Consider the following 23143-nt stretch of genomic DNA (forward strand, 5'->3'; position numbering starts at 1 on the left):
CCATCATGGCTGTTGAAAAACCAAAACTCAAGCTGGCTGTCTATTGGGGAGCCGCGTGCGGCGGTTGCTGCGTTTCTGTGCTCGATGTACATGAGCACCTGTTTGATATCGTAGAAAATGCGGACCTGGTCTTCTGGCCAATCGCGCTTGACATCAAATATGCAGATGTCCAAGCAATGCCGGATCAAACCATTGATATCACCCTTTTCAATGGTGCGGTCCGTAATAGTGAAAACGAACATATGGCCCATGTTCTCAGGCAAAAATCAAAGATTCTCATCGGTTATGGCGCGTGTGCTCACATGGGCGGAATACCGGGTCTCGCTAATTTTTCCAATAAGGAAGATATCTTTAAAAGGGTTTATGAAGACAGCGAATCCACCGAAAATCCCGGTAAGGTAAGGCCTGTTGAAGAATTGGACGTTAAAGAAGGCCATATTCATATTCCCCATTTCTACAATGATGTAATGACCCTCGCTCAAACCGTCGATGTGGATTATTTCATTCCCGGATGCCCGCCACAGTCTGAAAGACTGCTTGAGGTTTTCCTGGCAGTTGTCAATGGTGCCGAACTGCCGCCTAAAGGCTCCGTGATCGGCGCATTTCCGCGGGTGCAATGCGATGATTGCAAAAGAAAGAAATCGGACAAAAAAGGGATTACACGTTTCTTCAGGCCTTGGGAAGTTGAAGACGATGGCGAGACCTGCCTCAACGAACAAGGGATACTCTGTATGGGCCCTGCTACCCGCGGAGGATGCGGAGTCCGCTGTGTGGAAGGGAATGCGCCCTGCCGCGGCTGTTACGGGCCACTGGATGACATCCCGGATGCAGGGGCCAAGAATATGTCGGTTATCGCATCGATGCTCGAAGGGAAAGAACCCGATGAAATAGGACAAGCTATCGATTCCATCATGGATCCCGCAGGTACTTTTTACCGTTTTAGTTTACCAGGATCAAAACTCAGGAGAAAACTATCATGAAACAAATCACTATTGATCCCATCACCCGCCTTGAAGGTCATGGGAAGATCGAAATATTTTGCAACGACGACGGAGACGTAGAAAATGTCTACTTCCAGGTCCCGGAACTCAGGGGATTTGAAAAATTCTGTGAAGGAAGGCCCATTGAAGAGATATCACAGATAGTGACCAAAATCTGTGGCGTATGCCCCGGATGCCACCATATGGCCGCCGGCAAGGCTGCCGATATGGTCTTCGGTGTAGAGCCGACCCCAGCTGCAAAAAAGATCAGGGAGCTCTTTTACATGGCCCATTTCGTGCATAGTCATATTGCACATTTCTATGCGCTGGGTGCTCCCGACTTTGTGGTTGGCCCCGATGCCCCAAAATCAGAAAGAAATATTCTTGGTGTCATCGGAAAGGTCGGGAAAGAGATCGGTCTGGAAGTCATAAAACAACGCAGAAGGGCACAGGAAATCCAGGCTTTGTTGGGCGGACACCAGACACACATAGTGCTGAATGTACCCGGTGGTGTCAGGAAAGGGCTTAAGGAAGAAGAAAGAAAGGATATCGTCGAAAAGGCAAAGGGATTTATTGAATTTTCAAGGTTTTCGATGAAGATTTTCAATGATGTGGTCCTGGCAAACCCGCAATATGTCGACCTGATCCTGAATGGCCCTTACTCATTGAAAATCCATTCTATGGGTTTGGTGGACGACAAGAACAGGGTGAATTTTTACGATGGTAAGGTCAGGGTGGTTGATACGGAAGGAAAGGAACTGTACAAGTACTCACCCGTTGAATACAGAGATTTTATCGCCGAAAGGGTTGAACCGTGGACCTATCTTAAATTCCCCTATCTAAAGAAAATAGGATGGAAAGGGTTTGTCGAAGGGCAGGACTCCGGCGTATATCATGCTACACCGCTCTCAAGGCTCAATGCAGCCGATGGCATGGCAACCCCGATTGCGCAGGAAGAATATGAACGGATGTATGCCACACTGGGCGGTAAACCCGTTAATGCCACCCTGGCAATGCACTGGGCCAGGCTTGTTGAGTTGATCTATGCTGCAGAACACTGCCTGGAACTGGCTTCAGATCCTGAAATCACAAGCCAGGACCTGAGGGCCAGAATCGAAAAAGTGCCCACCGAAGGTATCGGAATCGTAGAAGCCCAGCGGGGAACGCTCACCCATCATTACTGGACCGATGAGCGTGGTATTGTGACGAAGGCAAACCTCATTGTAGGGACAACAAATAATCATGCGGCGATCAGTATGTCAATCAAAAAGGCCGCCCAGGAGCTGATTAAAAAAGGTGTCGATGTAACTGACGGCATCCTGAACAGGATTGAAATGGCTTTCAGGGCTTACGATCCCTGCTTCTCATGTGCCACCCATCACTTACCCGGTCAAATGCCGCTGACGGTCAATTTCAGGGACTCACAAGGCAATATTACCAGAAGTGTCTCGAGGTAAATGCCTCATCATTGGTTTTGGCAGCGATGCCCTCTCGGATGATGGCCTGCCAATCAGGCTCATCAATGATTTAAAGGCTATTTTAGATCCGGATAAGTTCATATTGATGACGAGTCCTGTCGGTGGCCTTGAATTGCTTAATCTGCTGGACGGCTTTAATACTGCTGTATTGATCGATACGCAGCTTACTTCAAAGAGAAAACCCGGGGTAATTCATAAATTTACGCCTGACAATTTTGAGGAGACTTTTCATCTTTCCAGCCAGCATGATGTATATTTCCATGAAGCGCTTCGCCTTGGATCAGAAATGGGTATTTCTATGCCGGACGATATCCATATAGTAGCAATTGAAATTGTAGAAAATAAAAAGCTTAGTTTTGAATTCTCCGGGGTAATTGAGGAGAAGTATCCTGCTATACTTGCACAGGTCAGGCTCGCACTGAGAAAAATTGAAATTTAGCTTTCTCTTTGACAAGCGTGACGTAATCTACTTCTCTCCCGCCAGGGATGGTCTAAAAATCAGATTTTGCCTCATTTTCGCCAAGATTGTCTGTTCACCTGATGTAAACTTTCGTTTCACCTCCAAATTAACTAATCCTTTAAATCCAATCAATCAGCCGCTTACCTTGTTCATATCTTTAATACCAAAATACGAATTACCTTGCTGTAATCTTTCCGATTAATATAGACATGTATCTTCCCCAGATCATGTTAAAAGAAATAACATTTTATCCAATTTCTCACCTACTTACGCATTACCATAAGCTCCTCACTACCCTATGTCATATTCTGAATCTGAGAGTCTACAGTCCGGATATTAATTCCAGGACTTATTGTCTTGTATGTGCCCTCAGGCATTTATTTTCCAGTCCCCAATTTCTATTTTCCAATTTCAAGTATCTAATATCGAATATCCATTTCTCACATTCCCATCCGCCATAGGGGGCGCGGGTCCCTGAAAATATACAAGCCGATGGATTTACCCATCCGGAATTAAATCAATCATGAATTATTCATACGTAAACAAATTGTAATTAACTTTAAAAAATAAATCAAATGAAAAAAATTTTTATCATATTAATAATGATGATGATTGGGTCATCAATGACATCTGCTCAATCAATTGAAACGGGTTATGTAACGGTGACATGGACTGAAGTTACACCTTGTTGCATTCCAATGAAATATTATGTTTGCATTACAATTATGAGGGTTTCTGATCGCGTTGCTGTCGTCGAGAACTTGTGCGAAGTAGTAGATGTAGGAAATGACCATTATCAATTTGTGTTTGAATTCCCCTGTTCAACATCAAATGAAGAGTTCCAGGTCTTTGCTACTGTAAGAGCTGGCTGTGAAGGAACTCCTCCATGCGATAATGGTAAAAATCCAGGCACACTTGCAGACTGTGAAGATTTAACAAGTGGATCATTTACAATAGTAGGGGATTATGATTATTAGTCAAATATGAATAGTACCCTATATCGAGGATTACAATCGATATAGGGTCTTTACCTAATTAAATCTATAAATGACCAAGAATTTATTCTCATATTTATTATCAATAATATTTCTATTTGCATTCATAAATAATATTTATGCTCAACGTGAGGCCGATAATTGGATATTTGGTATGTGGGCTGGCTTGAACTTCAATTCTGGTGACCCAGTGCCTTGGTTGCCTGCAAATTACATATCTGGAGGCGCATTTGAGAACGGCACTATTATGAGTGACAGTTTGGGAAATTTATTGTTTTACTCTTCTGGTAAAGAAGTGTGGAACCGCAACGGCGATATCATGATGAATGGCGACGGATTATTAGGTGGTTATGAGTGGGAACAGTCCTGTGTGGCATTTCCAAAACCTGGATCTGATAGCCAATATTATTTATTCAATGTATCTGGATTTGTTCATCCCGAAGGTCTTTACTATTCAGTTATTGATATGTCTTTAGATGGTGGATTAGGTGGGGTGACCTATGAAAAAAATATTAATCTCGAAGCCGCCTTCTGGGCACATAATAAATTATTTGTGTTGAAAAGCAGCAATGCAGATGCTTATTGGGTAATCACACGATTGTTTAATGACGACAGTTTTGCTTGTTTTTTTGTGGATATTAATGGTGTTAATCCTGAACCGGTATTAAGTTCAACGGGCATATTTCGGGAATTTGTCTATGGAGATGTTAGTTATATGAAAGTATCGCTGAATAAAAAATATTTGGTTGCTGGATATAGAATGGGAGGCACGACCGGATTGTCAAATCCTCTTTATGCTTTTGATATTTGTAAATTCGATGAAAATACTGGCAAAGTTAGTTATTTATACATGATTAATCATTATAATCCAGATAATAATAAATATGACTATCCTGAAGGATGTGAATTTTCACCAGATTCTAAGTTACTTTATTTAACTTTTGACCATGGAAATACGATTCAATTTTTATATCAGTATGATATCCAATATGTTGAAGATTCGGTTGCTTTTGTAAATTCTGCAATATTAATTTCAAATCAATCAGGTCGTAGTTTACAACTTTCAAATGATGGTAAAATTTATTGTTCTAAACCACCAGAGAATGTCACTGGTAGTGAATATGTTTTTGGAGTAATTTCCGACCCCTGGATAAAGGGCATAAATTGCAATTTTATTCCTGATGTTGTTTATTTGTTAGGTCGGCGAGCGCAACAATGGACACCAAATATTCTCCTCGATTACCTCTACCGCTTCGAATGGGAAGCGGATGATTACTGCCAGGGCTCAACTGTTAAGTTCATTCCACATTTTGTCCCAACACCTGACAGTGTCGTCTGGTTCTTTGATGAATTCGCACCAGGAAGTACATCTAATGAACTTTCGCCGACATATACTTTTCAATTCCCAGGCATTCATGAAGTTTCGGTGGATATCTGGTACCCTACCGGAAGATTTGAACACACTTCCAGAGAGATAGAGATTTTTCCCAGGCCGAATCCTGATTTAGGGCCCGATACCCTTATTTGCGAAGGCGCTTCAGTTACTTTATATGCTAATTGCGATGCCGATTTTTATACCTGGAATGGAATTCCAGGTACTTCCCAATACTTCGTTTACGATAGTGGGTTCTATCGTGTATCGGCATCTTTCCTCGAAACCGGCTGCAGCGGCAGCGATACCATCCATGTCGTCTTTTACCTGCCAATCCTGATCGATGAAACTGATCTCGTTATAACTCCAACTTCTTGTAACGGGGCCAACGGATCAATCATCGGCCTCTATGCTCTCGGTTCTATGCCCTTAGCCTACAGTTGGAAAGACCTCTCCGGGGTCGGTTACGGATCGGATATCGATGTCTTCGGAATGCCAGCCGGGCAATATGTACTAACTATTACTGATGGAAATGGGTGCGAAACGGTTTCCGCTGTGTACACTATTGAAGATGCCGGGAATCTGCAGGTTTTGGATGTCCAGCTTACCCAGTCGCACTGCGGAAGGCCGGATGGACAGATCGTTGTTCATGCTTTCTCACCTTCCGGTTCGGTTTTGGAGTATTCGATCGATGATGGTGTGACTTACCAGGCTGACAGTGTTTTCCTTGGGCTGGTTGGTGCGAGTTATGTGATAAGGGTTAAGGATGAAAACGGGTGCGAAGGATTCTATCTTGAAAATCCTGTTCTTTTAGCTGATATTCCCGGCCCGCAGGTTACGCAGGTCAATATTACCAATGAAACTGATTTTCTGGGAAATGGAGCGATTGAAATCATTGCCAGCGGCTCGACACCGGTAATTTATTATTCTATTGATGGCGGAGAAAATTATCAATCGAACAATGGAACCTTTAACAATCTAGGATCTGGGATCTATGATTGCATGATCTTGGATGAAAACGGATGTGACACAACGTTTACGGTAGAAATTCAGAACGTTATCTTGACCCACCTGCACGCGGTTACCGGTGAAGGCGGACACTGTTTGGGCAACACGGCGCTGGTGCCGGTGAATGTGGATAATTTCAATTCCGTAGCCACTTTCCACCTGAAACTCGGCTATAATGCCGACAACCTGCAATGCGAAGGCTTTGCCAATGTCCATCCGCAACTGGTGGATAGCCTGACGGGCTGGGTTGACCAGGGCGCAGGAGAGATCAACCTGGCGTGGAATTCAGCTTTTCCGGTAACTTTTGGCCAGCCCGAAAAAGTCGCCGACCTGGTCTTCACCACAAAAAATCCCGGGCAAGGACAACTTTCCTGGTACACCGGAACCTCAGAAAGCTATTTTACTAATGCCGCCGGCTATCCCATTCCTGCCCAGTTCCAGACAGGGGAAGTGAAGATCTATGAGCCACCGGAGATCCTTTTATCACCATCAAAAACGGTCTGTGAAGGGCAATTGGTCAGCATCATGAGCATCGCCCTTGGCAACCAGCCTCCTATTGATTACAGTTGGATATATCCCTCGGGTGATACCAGCAGCTTCGATCCGATCTTCTTCAGCGTCACCCAGGCAGATGCAGGAAACTACACTCTGCTGGCCACCGACCACGTTGGTTGTTCCGACCAGAAAACCATTAACCTGATCGTCAGCGATAATCCTGTTGCAGCTTTTCATGGCTCGGATACCCTGGAATTTCATCCCAGCGATGTCCTGGATGCTGGAACAGGTCTTTCTTCCTACCTCTGGAATACGGGCGACACCACGGAAAGCATCATGATTAATTCTGAAGGAAAGTATTGGGTTGAGATGGAGTCCCAATTTGGATGCACAGGCAGGGACTCCATCTACATCAAGCTAACAACCGATGAAATCCCATCAAACTATATTTTCATCCCCAACGCCTTCTCTCCCGATGGTGACGGGCTGAACGACATCTTTGCAGCCATCGCGACCAGCGATTATATTCAAAAATTTCACATGCTGATCTTCGACCGCTGGGGTGGAGAAATATTTGAGTCGAATAATATCATGCTCGGCTGGGATGGCACCAAGCACGGCACCCCCCTGCCCGGCGGGATTTATACCTACAAGATCACCTATAGCATTTATTCGTCTTTTGGGGATTATACCGATCAGGTGAGGCTTGGGACGGTGATGCTCGTTAGATGATTACACGTTTCGCGTAATCTTTCTGCCGTCCCTATGGGACTTTATATTTTGAGCCGACCTTTTTTACCCGGCACTGGCGTGCCGGGCTACTTTCTGTCATCCCATCGGGATTAAAATCGCCCAATCGACTAATCTCCAAATCATCAAATCAACCAATCATCCAATCACCCAATCACCCAATCTTATCGCTTCTTCAGCGATAATTGATATCTTTGCCGATTCTCAAAAAATCGACTTCTGAGTTTCATGGATAAATCATTCCTCAATCGTATAGGCATTTACCCGGTCATCTCCCTGGCGGTGATCTTCTGGGGGATGTCGTTTGTGTGGACATCCATCGTCTTTAAATATTATCATCCCATTACTACGATTTTCCTTAGGTTAGTCATTTCATCCACCCTGCTTATGGTTTTTATCTTCATTACAGGGAAGGTCGAAAAGCTGAAAAAAGAAGACCTCGGCTTGCTTTTTATATCCGCGTTATTCAATCCATTCCTGTATTTTTTAGGAGAGAACTTCGGATTAAAAAACTCATCGCCCACGATCAGTTCGGTGATTATCGCGACTATTCCGGTTTTCACCCCCCTGGTAGCCTTTTTTACGCTGAAAGAAAGGCTGTCCTGGCTGAACATCGCCGGTATCTTCATTTCTTTCATCGGCATCGGGATCATGCTGGTCAACCCTGATCTTTCACTGAACTCCTCACCGGTTGGTGCCGCTCTCCTGCTGGGAGCCGTGGCATCAGCTATTATTTATTCAGTATTTCTTAAAAGACTGACTCATAAATACTCTGCCCTGACGATTATCACCTATCAGAATGCCATTGGCGTCCTCTACTTTCTTCCATTTTTTCTCATCTTTGATTTCAGGCATTTTATAACAGTCAGACCAAACCTGGAACTGATTTCTGCCCTGTTTCAACTAGCTTTCTTCGCCTCTTCAGTGGCTTATATTTTCTATACGATGACCATCAAGAAAATTGGAGTAAGCCGGGCCAACGTTTTTTCGAATCTCATCCCGGTTTTCACTGCGATATTTTCTGCTATCTTTATCTCCGAAATCTTTTCCATAACCAAAATAACCGGTATGGCTATAGTCATTGCCGGAGTAATGGTGGCGCAAGTGAGGAAGCGGAGAATAGAAAATTGAAAATTGGTACTAATAACCACTAACCACTAACTAATAACCACTAACCAATGACTACTAACCAATGACTACTAACCAACAACTAAACATCACCGTGCTGGGCGCCGGCCTGGTTGGATTTCCGATTGCTTTGGATTTAAGTAAGGATGAAAACTTTTCCGTCACGTTATGCGATATCCGGAAAGACCGGCTCGACCGGATAAAGGAGCATCATGGATTAAACACGTTGCAGGCTGATCTTTCGGATGCATCCACAGTGAAAAATATCGTCCGTAAGGCTGACTTAGTCGTAAGCGCCGTTCCGGGTTATCTCGGGTTTCAGACACTTAAACTGATCATTGAAGAAGGCAAAAACGTCGTCGATATTGCTTTCTTCCCGGAAGATCTTTTTGAGCTTGAGAAACTAGCTGAAAAACAGGGTGTTATCGCTATTTCCGATATCGGGGTGGCGCCGGGAATGAGCAACATTCTTACTGCTCATGCATTCAGCAAGCTGGAAAAGACTGAAAAAGTCAGGATTTTTGTCGGTGGATTGCCGAAGGTCAGGCAATTACCCTTTGAATACCGTGCCGTGTTCTCCCCTATCGATGTTATAGAAGAATACACACGTCCGGCCAGGTTTATACGTGAAGGGAAGCTGGTAGAAATGCCTGCCCTCTCGGAACCTGAATTTCTTAATTTCACCGGATTCGGGACACTTGAAGCTTTCAACAGCGACGGGCTCCGGACGCTCATCCGCACGATTGACTGCCCTGATATGATCGAAAAAACCCTGCGTTATCCGGGCCATATCGGAAAGATCAGATTGTTACAGGAATGCGGTTTCTTTTCGACTGAGATGGTCAACGTGAAAGGCCAGCTTATCCGCCCGATCGACCTGACCACCCAGTTGCTTTTCCCCATGTGGGATTTAAAGGATGAGGAAGACCTGACCGTCATGTTGGTTATGGTTGAAGGGATGAAAAATGGCCGTAAAATGAGGTTTACCTGGGAACTTTCAGATCAGTATGATCAGGCATCCGGTATCCATTCGATGGCCCGTACAACGGGTTACACGGCTACCGCTGCCGTGAGGCTCATTACCAGTGGATTGTACACTAAGAAAGGGGTTTCTCCACCTGAATATGTTGGGTTCGACCCGGCTTGCGTTGATTTCATGCTGAAAGACCTGGCCAAACGCGGGGTTATTTACCGCGAAAAGATTGAAACTTTATAAAATCATGCCCTCCCAGCGACAATTGTTTTTCGAATACCTGGGTATCCCCTCTTCCAGGCCACTTGGCCTTGAGATATCATCAGCCCGGGGCATTTATCTTTATGGTCCCGATGGAAAGGAATACATCGACCTTGTGTCCGGTGTTGCAGTCAGCAATTTAGGGCATCAGCATCCTGAAATCATCCGGGCCGTGAAAGACCAGGTAGACCGGCACATGCACCTTATGGTTTACGGTGAGTTGATACAGTCACCCCAGGTTCAGCTTGCAGAGGCGCTTGCAGGTGTTTTGCCACCCCAGCTTCATTCGACCTTTTTCATAACTTCCGGAAGTGAAGCCATCGAAGGGGCCATGAAACTGGCCAAGCGGTTTACCGGCAGGACAGAAGTCATCGCTTTCAGGGATGCTTATCATGGTGGGACGCAGGGTGCGCTGAGCCTTGCAGGAAGCGAGGCCCTGAAAAATTCTTTCCGGCCTTTGATTCCGGATATCAGGTTTCTCGATTTTAATAATTTTGAAAACCTTTCAAGTATTTCCTGCAAGACTGCCTGTGTTGTAGCAGAAACCATACAGGCTGAAGCAGGGATTGTATTGCCGGAGGAGGGTTTTCTGGAATCCCTGCGCAAAAGATGCACTGAAACAGGCGCCCTTCTTGTCATCGACGACATTCAAATGGGAATGGGTCGTACCGGAAAAATGTTCAGTTTTGAGCATGCCGGTATTATTCCTGATATTCTTTGCCTGGCGAAAGCCTTTGGCGGTGGAATGCCTCTCGGTGCTTTCATTTCATCAAAAGAGATCATGAGCAGTCTGACACATGATCCTGAGCTTGGGCACATCACTACTTTTGGAGGACACCCGGTGAGCTGTGCCGCAGCCCTGGCTTCTCTCAATTATCTCACTTCAAAAAAAATATATGAAACTGCGGAAAATAAGGCTGGAATATTCATAGAAAGATTATCCGGTCATCCTTCAATTAACACCATCCGTCATATAGGGCTGATGCTGGGCATCGATCTGAACTCCTCTGAATCAGTTCATAAACTGATCCCTGTCTTCCTGAATAACGGACTGATTGCCGATTCATTCCTTTTCCGGCCAAAAGCTTTCCGCATTGCACCTCCTCTTATCATTACAGAAGAAGAAATCCACCAGACATGCGATAAGATAATCATCTGCCTGGATCAACTTTAGCCCTGCTCATTAAATATTTATATCTTTAGAAGCTTAAGCCCTTATTATGTCAGTTCAAATTCTGGACGAAGAGATTATATTCCCCCACCCCTCCAATGCCGATAAAGATGGCCTGTTGGCAATCGGCGGTGATCTTTCTGCTGAAAGGCTGCTGTTTGCTTATGCCAATGGTATTTATCCCTGGTTCAATGATGACTCTCCCATTCTCTGGTGGTCGCCTGACCCCCGGATGATCCTGATTCCCGGTGAGTTTAAAAGATCAAAGAGCCTGGCTCATACGATCAGAAGAGGGAAATTTGAAATCAGATTTGATGAAGATTTCAAAAGTGTTATAAAGAACTGTGCAGAAGCCGGCCGACGAGGGGAAGAAGGCACCTGGATAACACCTGGGATGATTTCAGCATACATTAAGCTGTATGAGACGGGATTTGCCCACAGTGTTGAGATTTACTTGAACGGGAACCTTGCAGGAGGACTTTATGGCTTATCACTTGGAAAAGTTTTTTTCGGGGAATCGATGTTCCACCTGGAAAGGGATGCTTCCAAAGTGGCACTTGCAGCCCTGGTTGACCGTTGCCTTGAATGGGATTTTCATTTCATCGATGCACAGCAACGAACGGACCACCTGCGAAACCTCGGCGCCAAATCCATACCACGTGCATCTTTTCTCTCAATGCTTGCCGGGGCATTAAAATATCCCACATTGTCCGGTAAATGGTAACTTTGTCGAAATTTTTTACCTCATGACAACACTACAGGAAAAATTCATGGATGAAGCTATCCGGCTTGCTGAGACTAATATGGAAAGAGGACATGGGGGTCCATTTGGTTGCGTCATCGTAAAAGATGGTGAAATAATCGCTTCAGGCTATAATGAAGTACTGAACAATAATGACCCAACTGCCCACGCGGAAATTGTCGCTATCCGCCGTGCCTGTGAAAAGCTGAATAATTACCAGCTTGAAGGCTGCGAAATTTACACCAGCTGTGAGCCCTGCCCTATGTGCCTGGGTGCTATTTACTGGAGCCGGCCAGGTAAAGTATATTATGCAGCTTCAAGGGAAGATGCAGACCAGGCCGGTTTTGACGATAAGCACATATACCGGGAACTATGCCTGCCACTGACTGACCGTATCATTCCTTTTCAACAGATCATGCAGCAGAAAGTCAAAGATATATTCCTTACCTGGACCCGGATGAATCTGAATATCAAATATTAATACTTCCCAGGTTGAATCAGAACCTCAAATCTCACCTTGCACTTCTCGGAGCCAATACTATTTACGGCCTTAATTATGTAATCGCAAAAGGCATTATGCCCGATTACCTGATGCCCAAAGCCATTATATTCCTCCGGGTAAGTGTGACGGTATTTATCTTTGGGATATTGCATTTTATTTTCCCTTCAGAAAAGGTTGAAAAAAGGGACTTCTTTAAATTGGCCCTGTGTGCCGTCTTTGGAGTGGCTGTTAACCAGATCCTGTTCTTTGAAGGATTAAACCTTTCAACACCAATTAATGCCTCCATCATCATCACCGTTATCCCCGTGCTGATCTTAATTTTCTCCCATTATATCCTGAAAGAAAAGATCACAACCATTAAAGTTTTAGGAATAATACTCGGTGCTGCCGGGGCCCTGTTGGTGATCCTGTCGGCAGGCAGAGGGGATTTCAGGTCCAATACCATGCTCGGAAATCTCCTTATCTTCATCAATGCACTGTCATGGGCCCTTTACCTGGTGCTCATCAAGCCGCTGATGGAAAAATATGATTCCATGACTATCATGAAATGGGTATTCTTTTTTGGTCTGATCATCATTTTCCCATTCACCTTTACTTCATTTACCGCTTCATCCTTCATTACTATACCGTTTAAAATATGGATGTCTGTATTGTTTGTCGTATTTGGCGCAACTATCATTGCCTATTTCCTGAATAATTATTCTCTTAAAACAGTAAGTCCCAGTGTTAATGGCATTTACATCTACCTTCAACCTCTCATTGCTTCTGTAGTAGCTATTCTTTTTGGGAAGGATGAGCTGACTGTCATCAAGACCATCGCTGCCTTTCTGATCATGGCGGGAGTGTATTTTGTCACCCGGCTGCCAAAAAGAAACAAGCCGGCTTTTCCCGCAACATAATATTTCCGTTGAGCCTACAGGAAAAAGTCTATTTTTGCCAAAAAAATTTATAAAAAATGAAAAAGTTAATTTTTGCATTAATCTTCCTCGTTTCACTGATCACAAATGTAATAGGTCAGGATCAGGAAGTTGCTTTCGATCGTCCTCTTAAAAACGCTACGGATTCGCTATCCTATAGTTTCGGATTATTAATCGGAAATAACCTGATGGTACAGGGCGTCAAAGAAATTAACCATGATTTGTTCATACAAGGATTTAATAATGGCTTTGCCAATCAGCAACCCATTCTGAAAATTGAAGATGCCAATCAAATTGTACAGGATTATTTTAACAAACAAATTACTGAAGAAGCTAATATGAACTTACAGAAAAGCGCAGAATTCCTGGTGGAAAATCAAACCAAGGTAGGTGTAGTAACATTGCCCAGCGGACTGCAATATAAAATTCTGACACCGGGGGAAGGTATTCCTCCCAAAGCAACAGACCAGGTAAGGGTCCATTATCATGGAACTTTTATTGACGGAACTGTTTTCGATAGTTCGGTCGAGCGCAATGAGCCGATTGTTTTTGGAGTCAACCAGGTTATTCCGGGATGGACAGAAGCCTTGCAACTGATGAAGCCCGGCGCAAAATGGATGCTTTATATTCCCCCAGCGCTTGCTTACGGCGATAAAGGCGCCGGTGGCGTCATCGGCCCGAACCTGGCACTCGTTTTCGAAGTGCAACTCATTGAGGTGATAGCTGGGGAATAGTTCAAAGGGCAAAGTTGTCTCAATTGATATCATTTAACCTGACGGGTCTATTGACGCCGTCAGGTTTTTTTATTTACCTCGACCTGTCAGTGTCCGACGCAAGGAGGACCTGACAGCGTCGGTAGCACATTTTGAACTTTGAACTTTGAACTCTATCTGAAGGGTTCCCCTTCCGAGAAGTCCGGTCGGTAACTATTGTGGCTGGATAGTTCCTGCACCCAGCCGTTTTCAAAACCTGATTCTTCTAATTCCTTTGCCACCCGGGAATATTCTCCGGGTTTCAGGGTACGCCCGAGAAATTCGTGATTGTTAACACGATATGTCGGGTAATATTGCGACATCAGGGAAATATGAAGGTCATTGGATAGCTCTTTGGTAATGGTTCTCAGCACGTTGATACTATTTTCAGGATGTCCCGGCAACACAAGATGCCTGATGATAATGCCCTTCATGGCATAACCACCCTGATCCAATGGCAATTCAGTGCCTTTCTGACGAAACATTTCCTTAATTGCAGAGAGTGCAATTTCAGGGTAATCCTTCACATCGGAATATTTTTTCCCCAGAGCTGCATCTGAATATTTAAAATCAGGAAGGTAAATATCTATGTAACTTTCGAGTTCCCGGATAATCGCGGGGTAGTCGTAAGCATTGGTATTGTAAACAAACACAGGGTTTAATCCAAGAGCCCGGAGTGAATTGATAATGACTTTTACCTGCGGAACGAAATGAGAAGGTGAGACAAATCCCACATGATTAATTCCGGTAGAAAGGATCTTAGCTATTTGCCTGATGACCTCCTTAAACTCAATCTTTTGTGCGCTGTAATCCAATGAATTACAACTTATCTGGTGGTTCTGGCAATAAATGCACTGCAGGTTACAATGGGTAAAGAAGATGTTGCAAATGCCCTGGCCGCCCGAAATAGCAGGTTCTTCTCCATGATGGATGCAAATGGAAGATATACTGAAAGTCGCATCAGCTTTACAATAGCCCAGCCTGGATGAATAACGGTCGGCGTTGCAATTCCGCGGGCAAATCCTGCAGGACCTCAGATCTTCAAGCGGAACTGAAAGGGCTTTAAAATCGAGAAGGTCAATTTTTTTCAGAATATCCATCAAATTAGAATATCGAAGCCAAAAATAGGGATAAGCCTGTTATATTTGTACTTATCCAATTTCATTCTTATGAAAAGATATGCCCTGTTAATTCTGGTTGTTTTTTTTGCAGGTATCGTCCATTCGCAAACCCTTAAACTGGCAACTCAAAAGGGATTAAAAGTGATAGGATTCACCGACCGCCACAATAACAATTATGAGCTTCCGGAGACTTTTCCACTGTTTACATTTCAGGTGAACGGAAAGATCTATAGTGTGGGAGATGCCAGCGCGCAAATGAAAGATACTATCTGCACCTTTTCTTTCGAAAATCAGATCACAGGTGAAGTATTCCCGGAGCAGCAATATAGAAAAGGGTGGAAGTGCCGGGTAGTCATTCAAAATAATACCGGGGATACGGTTGATATTGAAAATATCGTCCCTTTTGGCGAAACAGCCGGACATATTTACCTTACCTCCACCGGCCCCTGGGCGCTGGCCAGGGCTAAGATTTTCCGTCCGGGTCTGGGACCGGTCGGGGTCATTCTTCCGGATAATGCATGGGAAATGGGCTACGGGGCTATTCCCATCTACGATAACCTTTCTGTTTGCGCCATTGCAAGGAGAACCAAATCCGACCAGGCTGAATGGCGAAGGTACCGGACAATCGTTTATCCAGGCGGAAATGTCGAATACACCATCTGGGCGGATGAATATGCCGGCGATTGGCAAAATGGCCTTAAATTGATGTTCCAGGACAGATATTTATATGATCTTGAGTCTTTTGAAGATAGCCTTTACCTGCGTTCAGACCTGCAGTGGATACGCCATGATTACCTCATCGGACTGCAGTTCGCATGGAACCAGGAGTACTACGACTGGCAAAAACAGGAATATACGGTAGATTCATTTCTTGAAAGAGGGAAGCGTCTTTTCGGAGGATATGATGTTATTGGCTTATGGCCCACCTGGCCACGCCTGGGTGTTGATCGGCGTAACCAGTGGGATTTGTTTTCCGATTTACCCGGTGGTCTTAACCGGTTGAAAAGCTTTTCGCAACAATGGAAGCATGAAGGAACCAAATTCTTTATCTGCTATAATCCCTGGGATGAAAGTACACGGACAGAAAACCCGTATGCAGGAATGGCAAAGCTGATCGAAGCGACGGATGCAGATGGAGTTGTGCTGGATTGTCATGGCGCCTCGAGTTATGAGCTACAAAAAGCGGCCGACAGCATCAGGCCTGGTGTGATCATGTACAGTGAAGGCATGGCGGTAGTAAAAGACATGCCCGGTATCGTTTCCGGAAGAGTCCATGATGCCATTTACCTGCCGCCACCGCTGAACCTGAACAAGCTGATAAGGCCTGATTTCGCTATTTTCCGCGTTTGCCAGGTACGCGATGGAAGAATCAGAAGAGAAGCTTCCGTTGCATTATTCAATGGTTACGGCACTGAGCTGAACACCTTCGCCCCCGGCCAGTTTGATAACATGGAGGAAGATCTGCTTTACCTGGGTATGACAACCCGGATATTGCGTGAGAACACATCCAATTTCCTCTCCTGGCTATGGACGCCGTTGCTGCCAACTTTAACCGACAGCATCTGGGTCAATAAATGGCCACTGGAAGGCAAAACTGTTTATACTGTATTCAGCCTGATACCGGAGGGTTTCCAGGGGCCTTTGTTTGAAGAGCCTCCAATTGCCGGATTTCACCTGGTCAGCCTGTGGCATCACGAGGAATTGGAATGGATTGAAAAAGATGGCAAACAATTTATTCCGGTGACGACATCATCTTTTAATTCTTATGACCTGAATACCCGCGCAGAAGGCAACATCGACTGTATAGCCCTGTTACCAGAATTAATCAGGGCAGAACTTACCAATGGATTGTTATCAATTGTTGCTGTCAACGGCGATGAAATCCGTGTCTGGGCAAGCAATCCATCCTATCAAAATGACCGTTGCGTATTCCTGGGACCAGGGTCCCACGAGCTGAACGTCCTGGAAATATTCGGGAGTTATGAAGGGAAATTCGTCATTCAATTATTTAAAAACAATGAACTGACGGATGAAAAGGTCGTCACACTTGAACCGGGAACACCTCGCCTGATGGGCAAAACAGCAAAAACACCTACTGCAATGAAGACACCTGATGGCATGGTTCTTATCCCGGCAGGTTCTTTTGACTTCATAGCCGAAAATACCGACCAGTTTATCCCCTACCCGGATAGTAAAGAACCTGTCAACATGCAGTTTGGTTCCTTTTATATCGATAAGTACCCGGTTACCAACCGGCAATTTGCCGGCTTCCTTGAAGCAACGGCTTATCTTCCAAAAGATACGGTCAATTTCCTTAAGCATTGGGTAAATGGGAAAATCCCGGCCGGAATGGAAAATCACCCGGTAGTTTATATCAGCCTTGAAGACGCCCGTGCCTATGCCACCTGGGCCGGAAAACGCCTTCCGACAGAGGTCGAATGGCAATATGCAGCCCAGGGCGGTGAAGGCCGGATCTGGCCTTGGGGAAATGAGTTTGATTCGACCCGGTGTAACAATGCCTCCGGAAAAACATCAGCAGTGGATGATTTTCCGAGGGGTAAAAGCACGTTTGGGGTTATGGACCTGACAGGAAATGTCTGGCAGCTGACCAGCGATGTTTATAATAATGGCACTTACTATTTTGTCATCATGAAAGGAGGGAGTTTTTACAAACCAACTTCCTCCTGGTGGTATGTGAAGGGAGGCCCGCAGCCGAGCACCTGGCATCAGCAGCTCTTGCTGGTTTCGCCATCATTCGACCGGAACGCCACGGTGGGGTTCAGATGTGTTAAATCCACAGACAGATGAAAATGAAAACAATCCTCATCATTATTTGCATATTTATGGCAATTGGAAAAATATCAGGACAATCAGGTGAATTAAACGGTCATACCCTTGGAGTCTTGCTTGTAAATGGCAATTCTGTGGATGACAAAGAATTTAAAGCATTGATAGAATTCCTGAAAACATTGAATTTTTCCGGACTTCAGATTCTGACTACAGATGATTTGATCTCAAAACCAAAACTGCTGAAAGAAACCGATATTATCTGGGTTTATAAAAACGACACACTTCCTTTAAAATCAACGGATTCTCAGAAGTTGTTCAGCACTTTAACCAGCTTTGTCGAGAAAGGCGGCAAGCTCGTCCTTGCTAACCAGGCATGCATGATGATCCCATTACTTGGGCTTGATGAAAAGGAGCCTGAAACAAGGCTAAAACAAACCATCGATGAAGGATACGGAAGGCAACTTGGTTACCATGCTTTCCGGGAGCATCCATTGTTTGAAGGCATGCATGGCGGGGCCTATGTTTTAAAACCGTTAAAAGACACCATAGTCCTGCAGACGGGTTATTTTGGTAATAATAAACCAGCTAATGGCAGGGTTATCGGGGTGGACTGGGACTATATTTTCCTTAGGGAAGAAAATAAACTTATTATTGATTATGAACCAGGTAAGGGGAAAGTTTTGTGTATTGGCGGCTATTTGCTGTATAGTTTGCCTAACAGGAACCGTATTCATCTTGAAACCTTTACAATAAATATTTTCAGGTACCTGGCAAAGGATTCACATGATGTAAAAAGCTTTTATTGGAATTACGATAAACCAGTCGTGATAGAGACACCATTTCAGATCAACCAGCCAATTCCCCACGCTGGTTCCAATAAGCTTTTAGACCTGGAATCAGCGCTGAGCATCAAACCGGGTAATAGCACAGGAAATTACTGGGATCTTGCAGGGGAAAGACTTCTGCTAATGGGGCAAGATCATGGGGGTATCCGCGAGATCTGGGCGCATCCTGCCTTGTGCCTTCGTGATTATGAAGTACACTACGCAATGAAAGACGGGGACAGTTTGCGGAATATTGACCTGCTAAACCCGGAAATTGAAGTCCTGCCCTCGGCTTATGTCAGAAAGTACAACCTCACAGGTGACCTGTTAGGTGAATCCATTACCGTATCTCCAAATCAGCCATATGCGGTCATTCATTATGATTACCAGGGAAATGCGCCCATTAATTTTGATATCTCATTCCGGGTACTCTTCCGGTTGATGTGGCCCTATTCTGAAAAGGTCCTGGGGAATTTACATTACTCCTGGAATGAAGATTTGCAGGCTTTTATAGCATGCGATCAGTCGGGTGATTTTGTGACGATTGTTGGAGTTAACAAAACACGAGATGACATCTCCTGTTTTTCAAATACCAGTTATGACAAAGGAAAGAAGGGGAATGGAAACCTCGGGATGACATCTCAAATCATGTCTTTCGAGCTGAGACTCCCCGGCCCGGGCTCGTTTGATGTCATTATAGCATCTTCCGCAGAAGGCTACGATAATACCCTGAAGGCCTATTTAAAGGCGCTTTCTGATCTATCATCTGTTTTCCTTGAATCCCAGGCATATGCTGATTCCATCCTTCAAAGATCCATGTTGATTGAAAGCCCGGAGAAAGACTTCAATGATGGCTATCGCTGGGCTTTGCTGGCTACCGACCACTTCCAGGTTAACACTCCGGGTGTCGGATCTTCCCTTGTTGCCGGTTATGCTACCAGCGACAATGGCTGGGACGGGCAGCATGCCGTCAGTGGCAGACCCGGCTACGGTTGGTACTTCGGAAGGGATGGAGTATGGAGCGGCTTTGCCCTGCTTCATTACGGCGATTTTGATAAAGTCAGGCTCATGCTGGAAACTTTTCAGCGATACCAGGATCTAAATGGCAAGATATTTCACGAACTCAGCACTTCAGGTATCGTTCATTATGATGCGGCGGATGCTACGCCATTATATATAATCCTTGCAGGACGCTATCTCCGGCACAGCGGCGACAGTGCGTTTATACGTGCAAGCTGGCCGTATATCAAAAAAGCCATTGAATTCTGTTACAGCACAGATACCGATGGCGACCTGCTGATTGAAAACACCAATGTAGGCCATGGCTGGGTTGAAGGCGGGCATTTATTCGGCTCACACACTTCGCTTCACCTGGCGTCATGCTGGGCCGCTGCACTGGATGAAGCGTCATACCTGGCTAAAAACCTTGGACTGATTGACGAAGAGCAGAAATATCGCAAAGACGCACTCATAGTTAAAACCACCATCAACCAAAATTTCTGGAACAAGCAAAATAATTATTACTACCATGGCCTGATGCCTGACGGGAGTTATATGGAGGATGTCTCCATCATGCCGTGCATTCCGATGCTTTTTAACCAGGCAGACCGTGATAAAGCGCAAAAAGTCCTTCCGGTCATTGCAGCCAATGGCTTTACTTCTGATTGGGGATGCCGGATTGTGGAAGAAGGCAGTCCACATTTCAACCCGGGCGGATATCATACCGGCAGCGTATGGCCGCTTTTCACCGGCTGGGCCGCATTGGCCGAGTTCAGGAATAACAATTACCTGCAAGGCTTTTCTCACCTGATGAGCAATATTTTAATTTATCAGTACTGGGGACTGGGCTTTATTGAAGAAGTATTACATGGCGAAATTTTTCAACCGTTCGGGGTTTGCCATCACCAGTGCTGGTCGGAAACCATGGCCCTGCAGCCGGCCATTGAGGGGATGCTTGGCTACCAGCCGGATGCATTGAAGCACCAAATTAGTCTTAAACCATGGTTTCCGGCGGACTGGAGCACTGTAAAGGTGAGCGGGATTAGGATTGGAGATGAGAAAATAAGCATGGAGGCATGGAAGCATGGAGGCATGGAGGCGGGGAAGCGTGGAAGCGGGGAAGAGGTTGGTTTTGTAAGCACATATTATTTTTCTAAAGAGCCAACAGGTCGTCTTGATATGCATTTTCAGCCGGTATTTCCACCGGGGAGTGTTATTCAGAAGATCAGGGTGAACGGATTGCCGGCGAAGGACCCGGGGTTGAGGGAAACAGAACAGGGTTGGGTAATCCCGGATTTCGGGTTCTGGCTGGACAGCGTTGCTACCGTCGAAATTTATTGGGAAGGCGGCATCACGGCATTGCCCGTTATATCGCATCCAAAGCCCGGGGACAGGTCGGAAGGGCTTCGGATCATTAATACAACCTATTCAAAAGGAGAATACAGCATTACCGTTGAAGGGCTGCATTCAAAGCAATATGATCTGAAAGTCTGGGCAGCGGACCCGGATAAGTATAAGGTTGAAGGTATAGAGATCAAGGATATTTCAGGAAATATCATCACTCTTACCATAGATTTACCAGATTCGGAGACGAAATATACAATGAAGAAGGTAGTTCTGAGTGTGGAGTTTTGAGTGCTAAGTTTTAATTAAAAATAGTCATTTCATAATTGACTTCTGGCTATAAATTCATTATCTTTAACCCTGATTTTGACAGGCCCCCTAACGTTTTTATTTTCCTAAGTCTATTCTCCTCTTTTTATAACCCAAAGTCATAAAGCAATTGAATGTTTTATCGACACTCTATAATGATTATTTCCTTTTAATAATTATTTAAAAGATTCAAGTGCAATAACTTTATTTTCAGCCTTTTAATAATACAAACCCCTTAATACATCACATCATGGCACCAATTAAATATTTGAAAACAGAAACAGCAAACCTTTATGGTGACGAAACTTCAAATAAAGTCATAACTGAACTCTTATGGGGTGATAGGATCGAGATCCTTTCCACAACCGTAACTGACGGGAGAGTCAAAGCAAAGGCAAGGGGAAAGTATGGATTCATCAAGGAATCTGTTTATGGTGAAGAACCGTTGCTCGAACTGTATTTAATAGACGTAGGGCAGGGTGACGGTATTCTGATTGTTACTCCTGACCGGGAGCATATCCTATTGGATGGGGGATACAACCGTTCTGTGCAGCCTCATAAAAAAAGTGCCGCAGATTTTGTCGACTGGAAATTCAAGAAAGATTATGGTTTGGATAAAATCGACCTGGACGTAATGATAGCCTCGCATTGTGATGCTGATCATTATGGTGGATTATGGGATCTTTTCAATCCTGCTGAGAAATTGAATATTGATTGTTCCTCTGTCTCTTTGAAAAATTTTTATCATGCCGGTGTTTCGTGGTGGAAATCGGCATCGAACTCCAGGTTTCTTGGTAGCAAAGATAACGGCTATCTGAACGAATTGATCGAAGGCAAAGATTCTGTTCAAAAAGGTTTAGACCCATCATCTGCATTAAAATTTCAAGGCAATTGGGCAACTTTTATGCAGTGCATCCTTAACTCCGGAGCTAACATAAAACGTATCAGTTACAACCCGGATAAAGGATTCGAATACCTGCCCGGTTTTGAACAAGATAAAAAAACCGCAATTAAAATCCTGGGTCCGATAGAGCAAACTATTAGCGGAAAGTCAAAGCTCAAGGACTTTGGCAGTGATTCCCAAAACACCAATGGAAACTCTGTCCTTCTCAGGGTAGATTATGGCAGGGCAAAAATTCTGTTGACCGGCGATCTTAATAAGAAAAGCGAACAGTATATCCTGGATAAGATGAGTGGCAACCGGCTGGAATTATCTGCCGATGTAGCCAAGTCCTGTCATCACGGGAGCGATGACTGTTCCTACGAATTCATGGAGTGCATACAGGCATCAGCAAATGTCATATCATCAGGGGATGATGAAGCACATTCCCATCCCCGTCCAAATATCGTCGCAACCTGTGGCATCACCGGCTACAGGATAATACAAGATGATGAGGTATTGACGCCGTTGATCTACAGCACAGAAATTTCCAGGAGTTATAAACTGGGAGATCCCTACAAAATTGAATGCAAGGATTATCCTGTCGGCAGTCAAACTATTAATGTCAGATTAGAGGATAAAGCCAAAACCAATATTTATTACAAGCAAAGATCCTCAGGTGCACTCAACGCTTCAGATAAATTCAAAAACCTGGATAAAATAAAGGTGGTCGATACCATTGTATATGGCCTGGTCAATGTGCGGACAGACGGTAACAAGATCCTCTGCGCAACATTGAATGAAGGTAAGAGTAAGTGGGAGGTCCAGACGTTCAACTCACGCTTTTAATTTCAAAAAATTTTAACCAGACTATCTAAATCATGCAACATTA

General features: G+C 44.6%; 15 protein-coding genes and 1 pseudogene. 15 read left to right on the forward strand and 1 reads right to left on the reverse strand.

Going from position 1 to position 23143, the window contains the following annotated elements; genetic code table 11:
• Positions 1–5 precede the first annotated feature (5 nt).
• The 12 genes and pseudogenes from M0Q51_02760 (at position 6) to M0Q51_02815 (ending at position 13966) form a co-directional block, all read left to right on the forward strand.
• Positions 6–980: a F420-nonreducing hydrogenase gene (locus M0Q51_02760; GenBank protein MCK9398903.1), complete on the forward strand. Its 975-nt coding sequence runs from the start codon at positions 6–8 to the stop codon at positions 978–980.
• Complete coding sequence (locus M0Q51_02765) at positions 977–2437, forward strand: Ni/Fe hydrogenase subunit alpha (GenBank protein MCK9398904.1); 1461 nt, start codon at positions 977–979, stop codon at positions 2435–2437. The genes M0Q51_02760 and M0Q51_02765 overlap by 4 nt, the downstream gene beginning before the upstream one ends.
• Complete coding sequence (locus M0Q51_02770) at positions 2424–2897, forward strand: hydrogenase maturation protease (GenBank protein ID MCK9398905.1); 474 nt, start codon at positions 2424–2426, stop codon at positions 2895–2897. Before M0Q51_02765 ends, M0Q51_02770 begins: the two co-directional genes overlap by 14 nt.
• Positions 2898–3493: 596 nt before the next feature.
• On the forward strand, positions 3494–3895 hold the full coding sequence (locus M0Q51_02775; GenBank protein ID MCK9398906.1) for a hypothetical protein: 402 nt from the start codon (positions 3494–3496) through the stop codon (positions 3893–3895).
• A 265-nt stretch (positions 3896–4160) separates the two neighbouring features.
• The gene (locus M0Q51_02780; GenBank protein ID MCK9398907.1) at positions 4161–7520 is read left to right on the forward strand and encodes a gliding motility-associated C-terminal domain-containing protein; all 3360 of its coding nucleotides are present in this window, start codon (positions 4161–4163) and stop codon (positions 7518–7520) included.
• A gap of 246 nt (positions 7521–7766) precedes the next feature.
• Positions 7767–8669 carry a DMT family transporter gene (locus M0Q51_02785; GenBank protein MCK9398908.1) on the forward strand — a complete coding sequence of 301 codons (903 nt, stop codon included), beginning with the start codon at positions 7767–7769 and terminating at the stop codon, positions 8667–8669.
• A gap of 61 nt (positions 8670–8730) precedes the next feature.
• Positions 8731–9882, forward strand: a complete 1152-nt coding sequence (locus M0Q51_02790; protein ID MCK9398909.1) for a saccharopine dehydrogenase NADP-binding domain-containing protein — start codon at positions 8731–8733, stop codon at positions 9880–9882.
• Positions 9869–11074 carry an aspartate aminotransferase family protein gene (locus M0Q51_02795; GenBank protein MCK9398910.1) on the forward strand — a complete coding sequence of 402 codons (1206 nt, stop codon included), beginning with the start codon at positions 9869–9871 and terminating at the stop codon, positions 11072–11074. Before M0Q51_02790 ends, M0Q51_02795 begins: the two co-directional genes overlap by 14 nt.
• Positions 11075–11120: 46 nt before the next feature.
• Complete coding sequence (gene aat / locus M0Q51_02800; GenBank protein MCK9398911.1) at positions 11121–11795, forward strand: leucyl/phenylalanyl-tRNA--protein transferase; 675 nt, start codon at positions 11121–11123, stop codon at positions 11793–11795.
• A 46-nt stretch (positions 11796–11841) separates the two neighbouring features.
• Positions 11842–12228: pseudogene (locus M0Q51_02805) on the forward strand (nucleoside deaminase).
• A 77-nt stretch (positions 12229–12305) separates the two neighbouring features.
• Entirely contained in the window at positions 12306–13214 is a 909-nt protein-coding gene (locus M0Q51_02810) for a DMT family transporter (GenBank protein ID MCK9398912.1), read from the forward strand.
• A gap of 206 nt (positions 13215–13420) precedes the next feature.
• Entirely contained in the window at positions 13421–13966 is a 546-nt protein-coding gene (locus tag M0Q51_02815) for an FKBP-type peptidyl-prolyl cis-trans isomerase (protein MCK9398913.1), read from the forward strand.
• 152 nt (positions 13967–14118) lie between these two features.
• Here the strand turns inward: M0Q51_02815 and M0Q51_02820 are convergent, their stop codons facing one another.
• A complete protein-coding gene (locus tag M0Q51_02820; protein ID MCK9398914.1) occupies positions 14119–15084 on the reverse strand; it encodes a radical SAM protein in 966 nt (321 codons plus the stop codon).
• A 69-nt stretch (positions 15085–15153) separates the two neighbouring features.
• On the opposite strand from M0Q51_02820, the gene M0Q51_02825 reads away from it, so the two are divergent.
• The 3 genes from M0Q51_02825 (at position 15154) to M0Q51_02835 (ending at position 23100) form a co-directional block, all read left to right on the forward strand.
• On the forward strand, positions 15154–17913 hold the full coding sequence (locus tag M0Q51_02825; protein MCK9398915.1) for a formylglycine-generating enzyme family protein: 2760 nt from the start codon (positions 15154–15156) through the stop codon (positions 17911–17913).
• Positions 17910–21353 (forward strand): GH116 family glycosyl hydrolase, encoded by a 3444-nt coding sequence (locus M0Q51_02830; protein MCK9398916.1) that lies wholly within the window; start codon positions 17910–17912, stop codon positions 21351–21353. The genes M0Q51_02825 and M0Q51_02830 overlap by 4 nt, the downstream gene beginning before the upstream one ends.
• Before the next feature lie 268 nt (positions 21354–21621).
• On the forward strand, positions 21622–23100 hold the full coding sequence (locus M0Q51_02835) for a hypothetical protein (protein ID MCK9398917.1): 1479 nt from the start codon (positions 21622–21624) through the stop codon (positions 23098–23100).
• Positions 23101–23143 lie beyond the last annotated feature (43 nt).

The sequence above is a fragment of the Bacteroidales bacterium genome, from assembly GCA_023229505.1.
In the GTDB taxonomy this organism is placed as follows: domain Bacteria; phylum Bacteroidota; class Bacteroidia; order Bacteroidales; family JAGOPY01; genus JAGOPY01.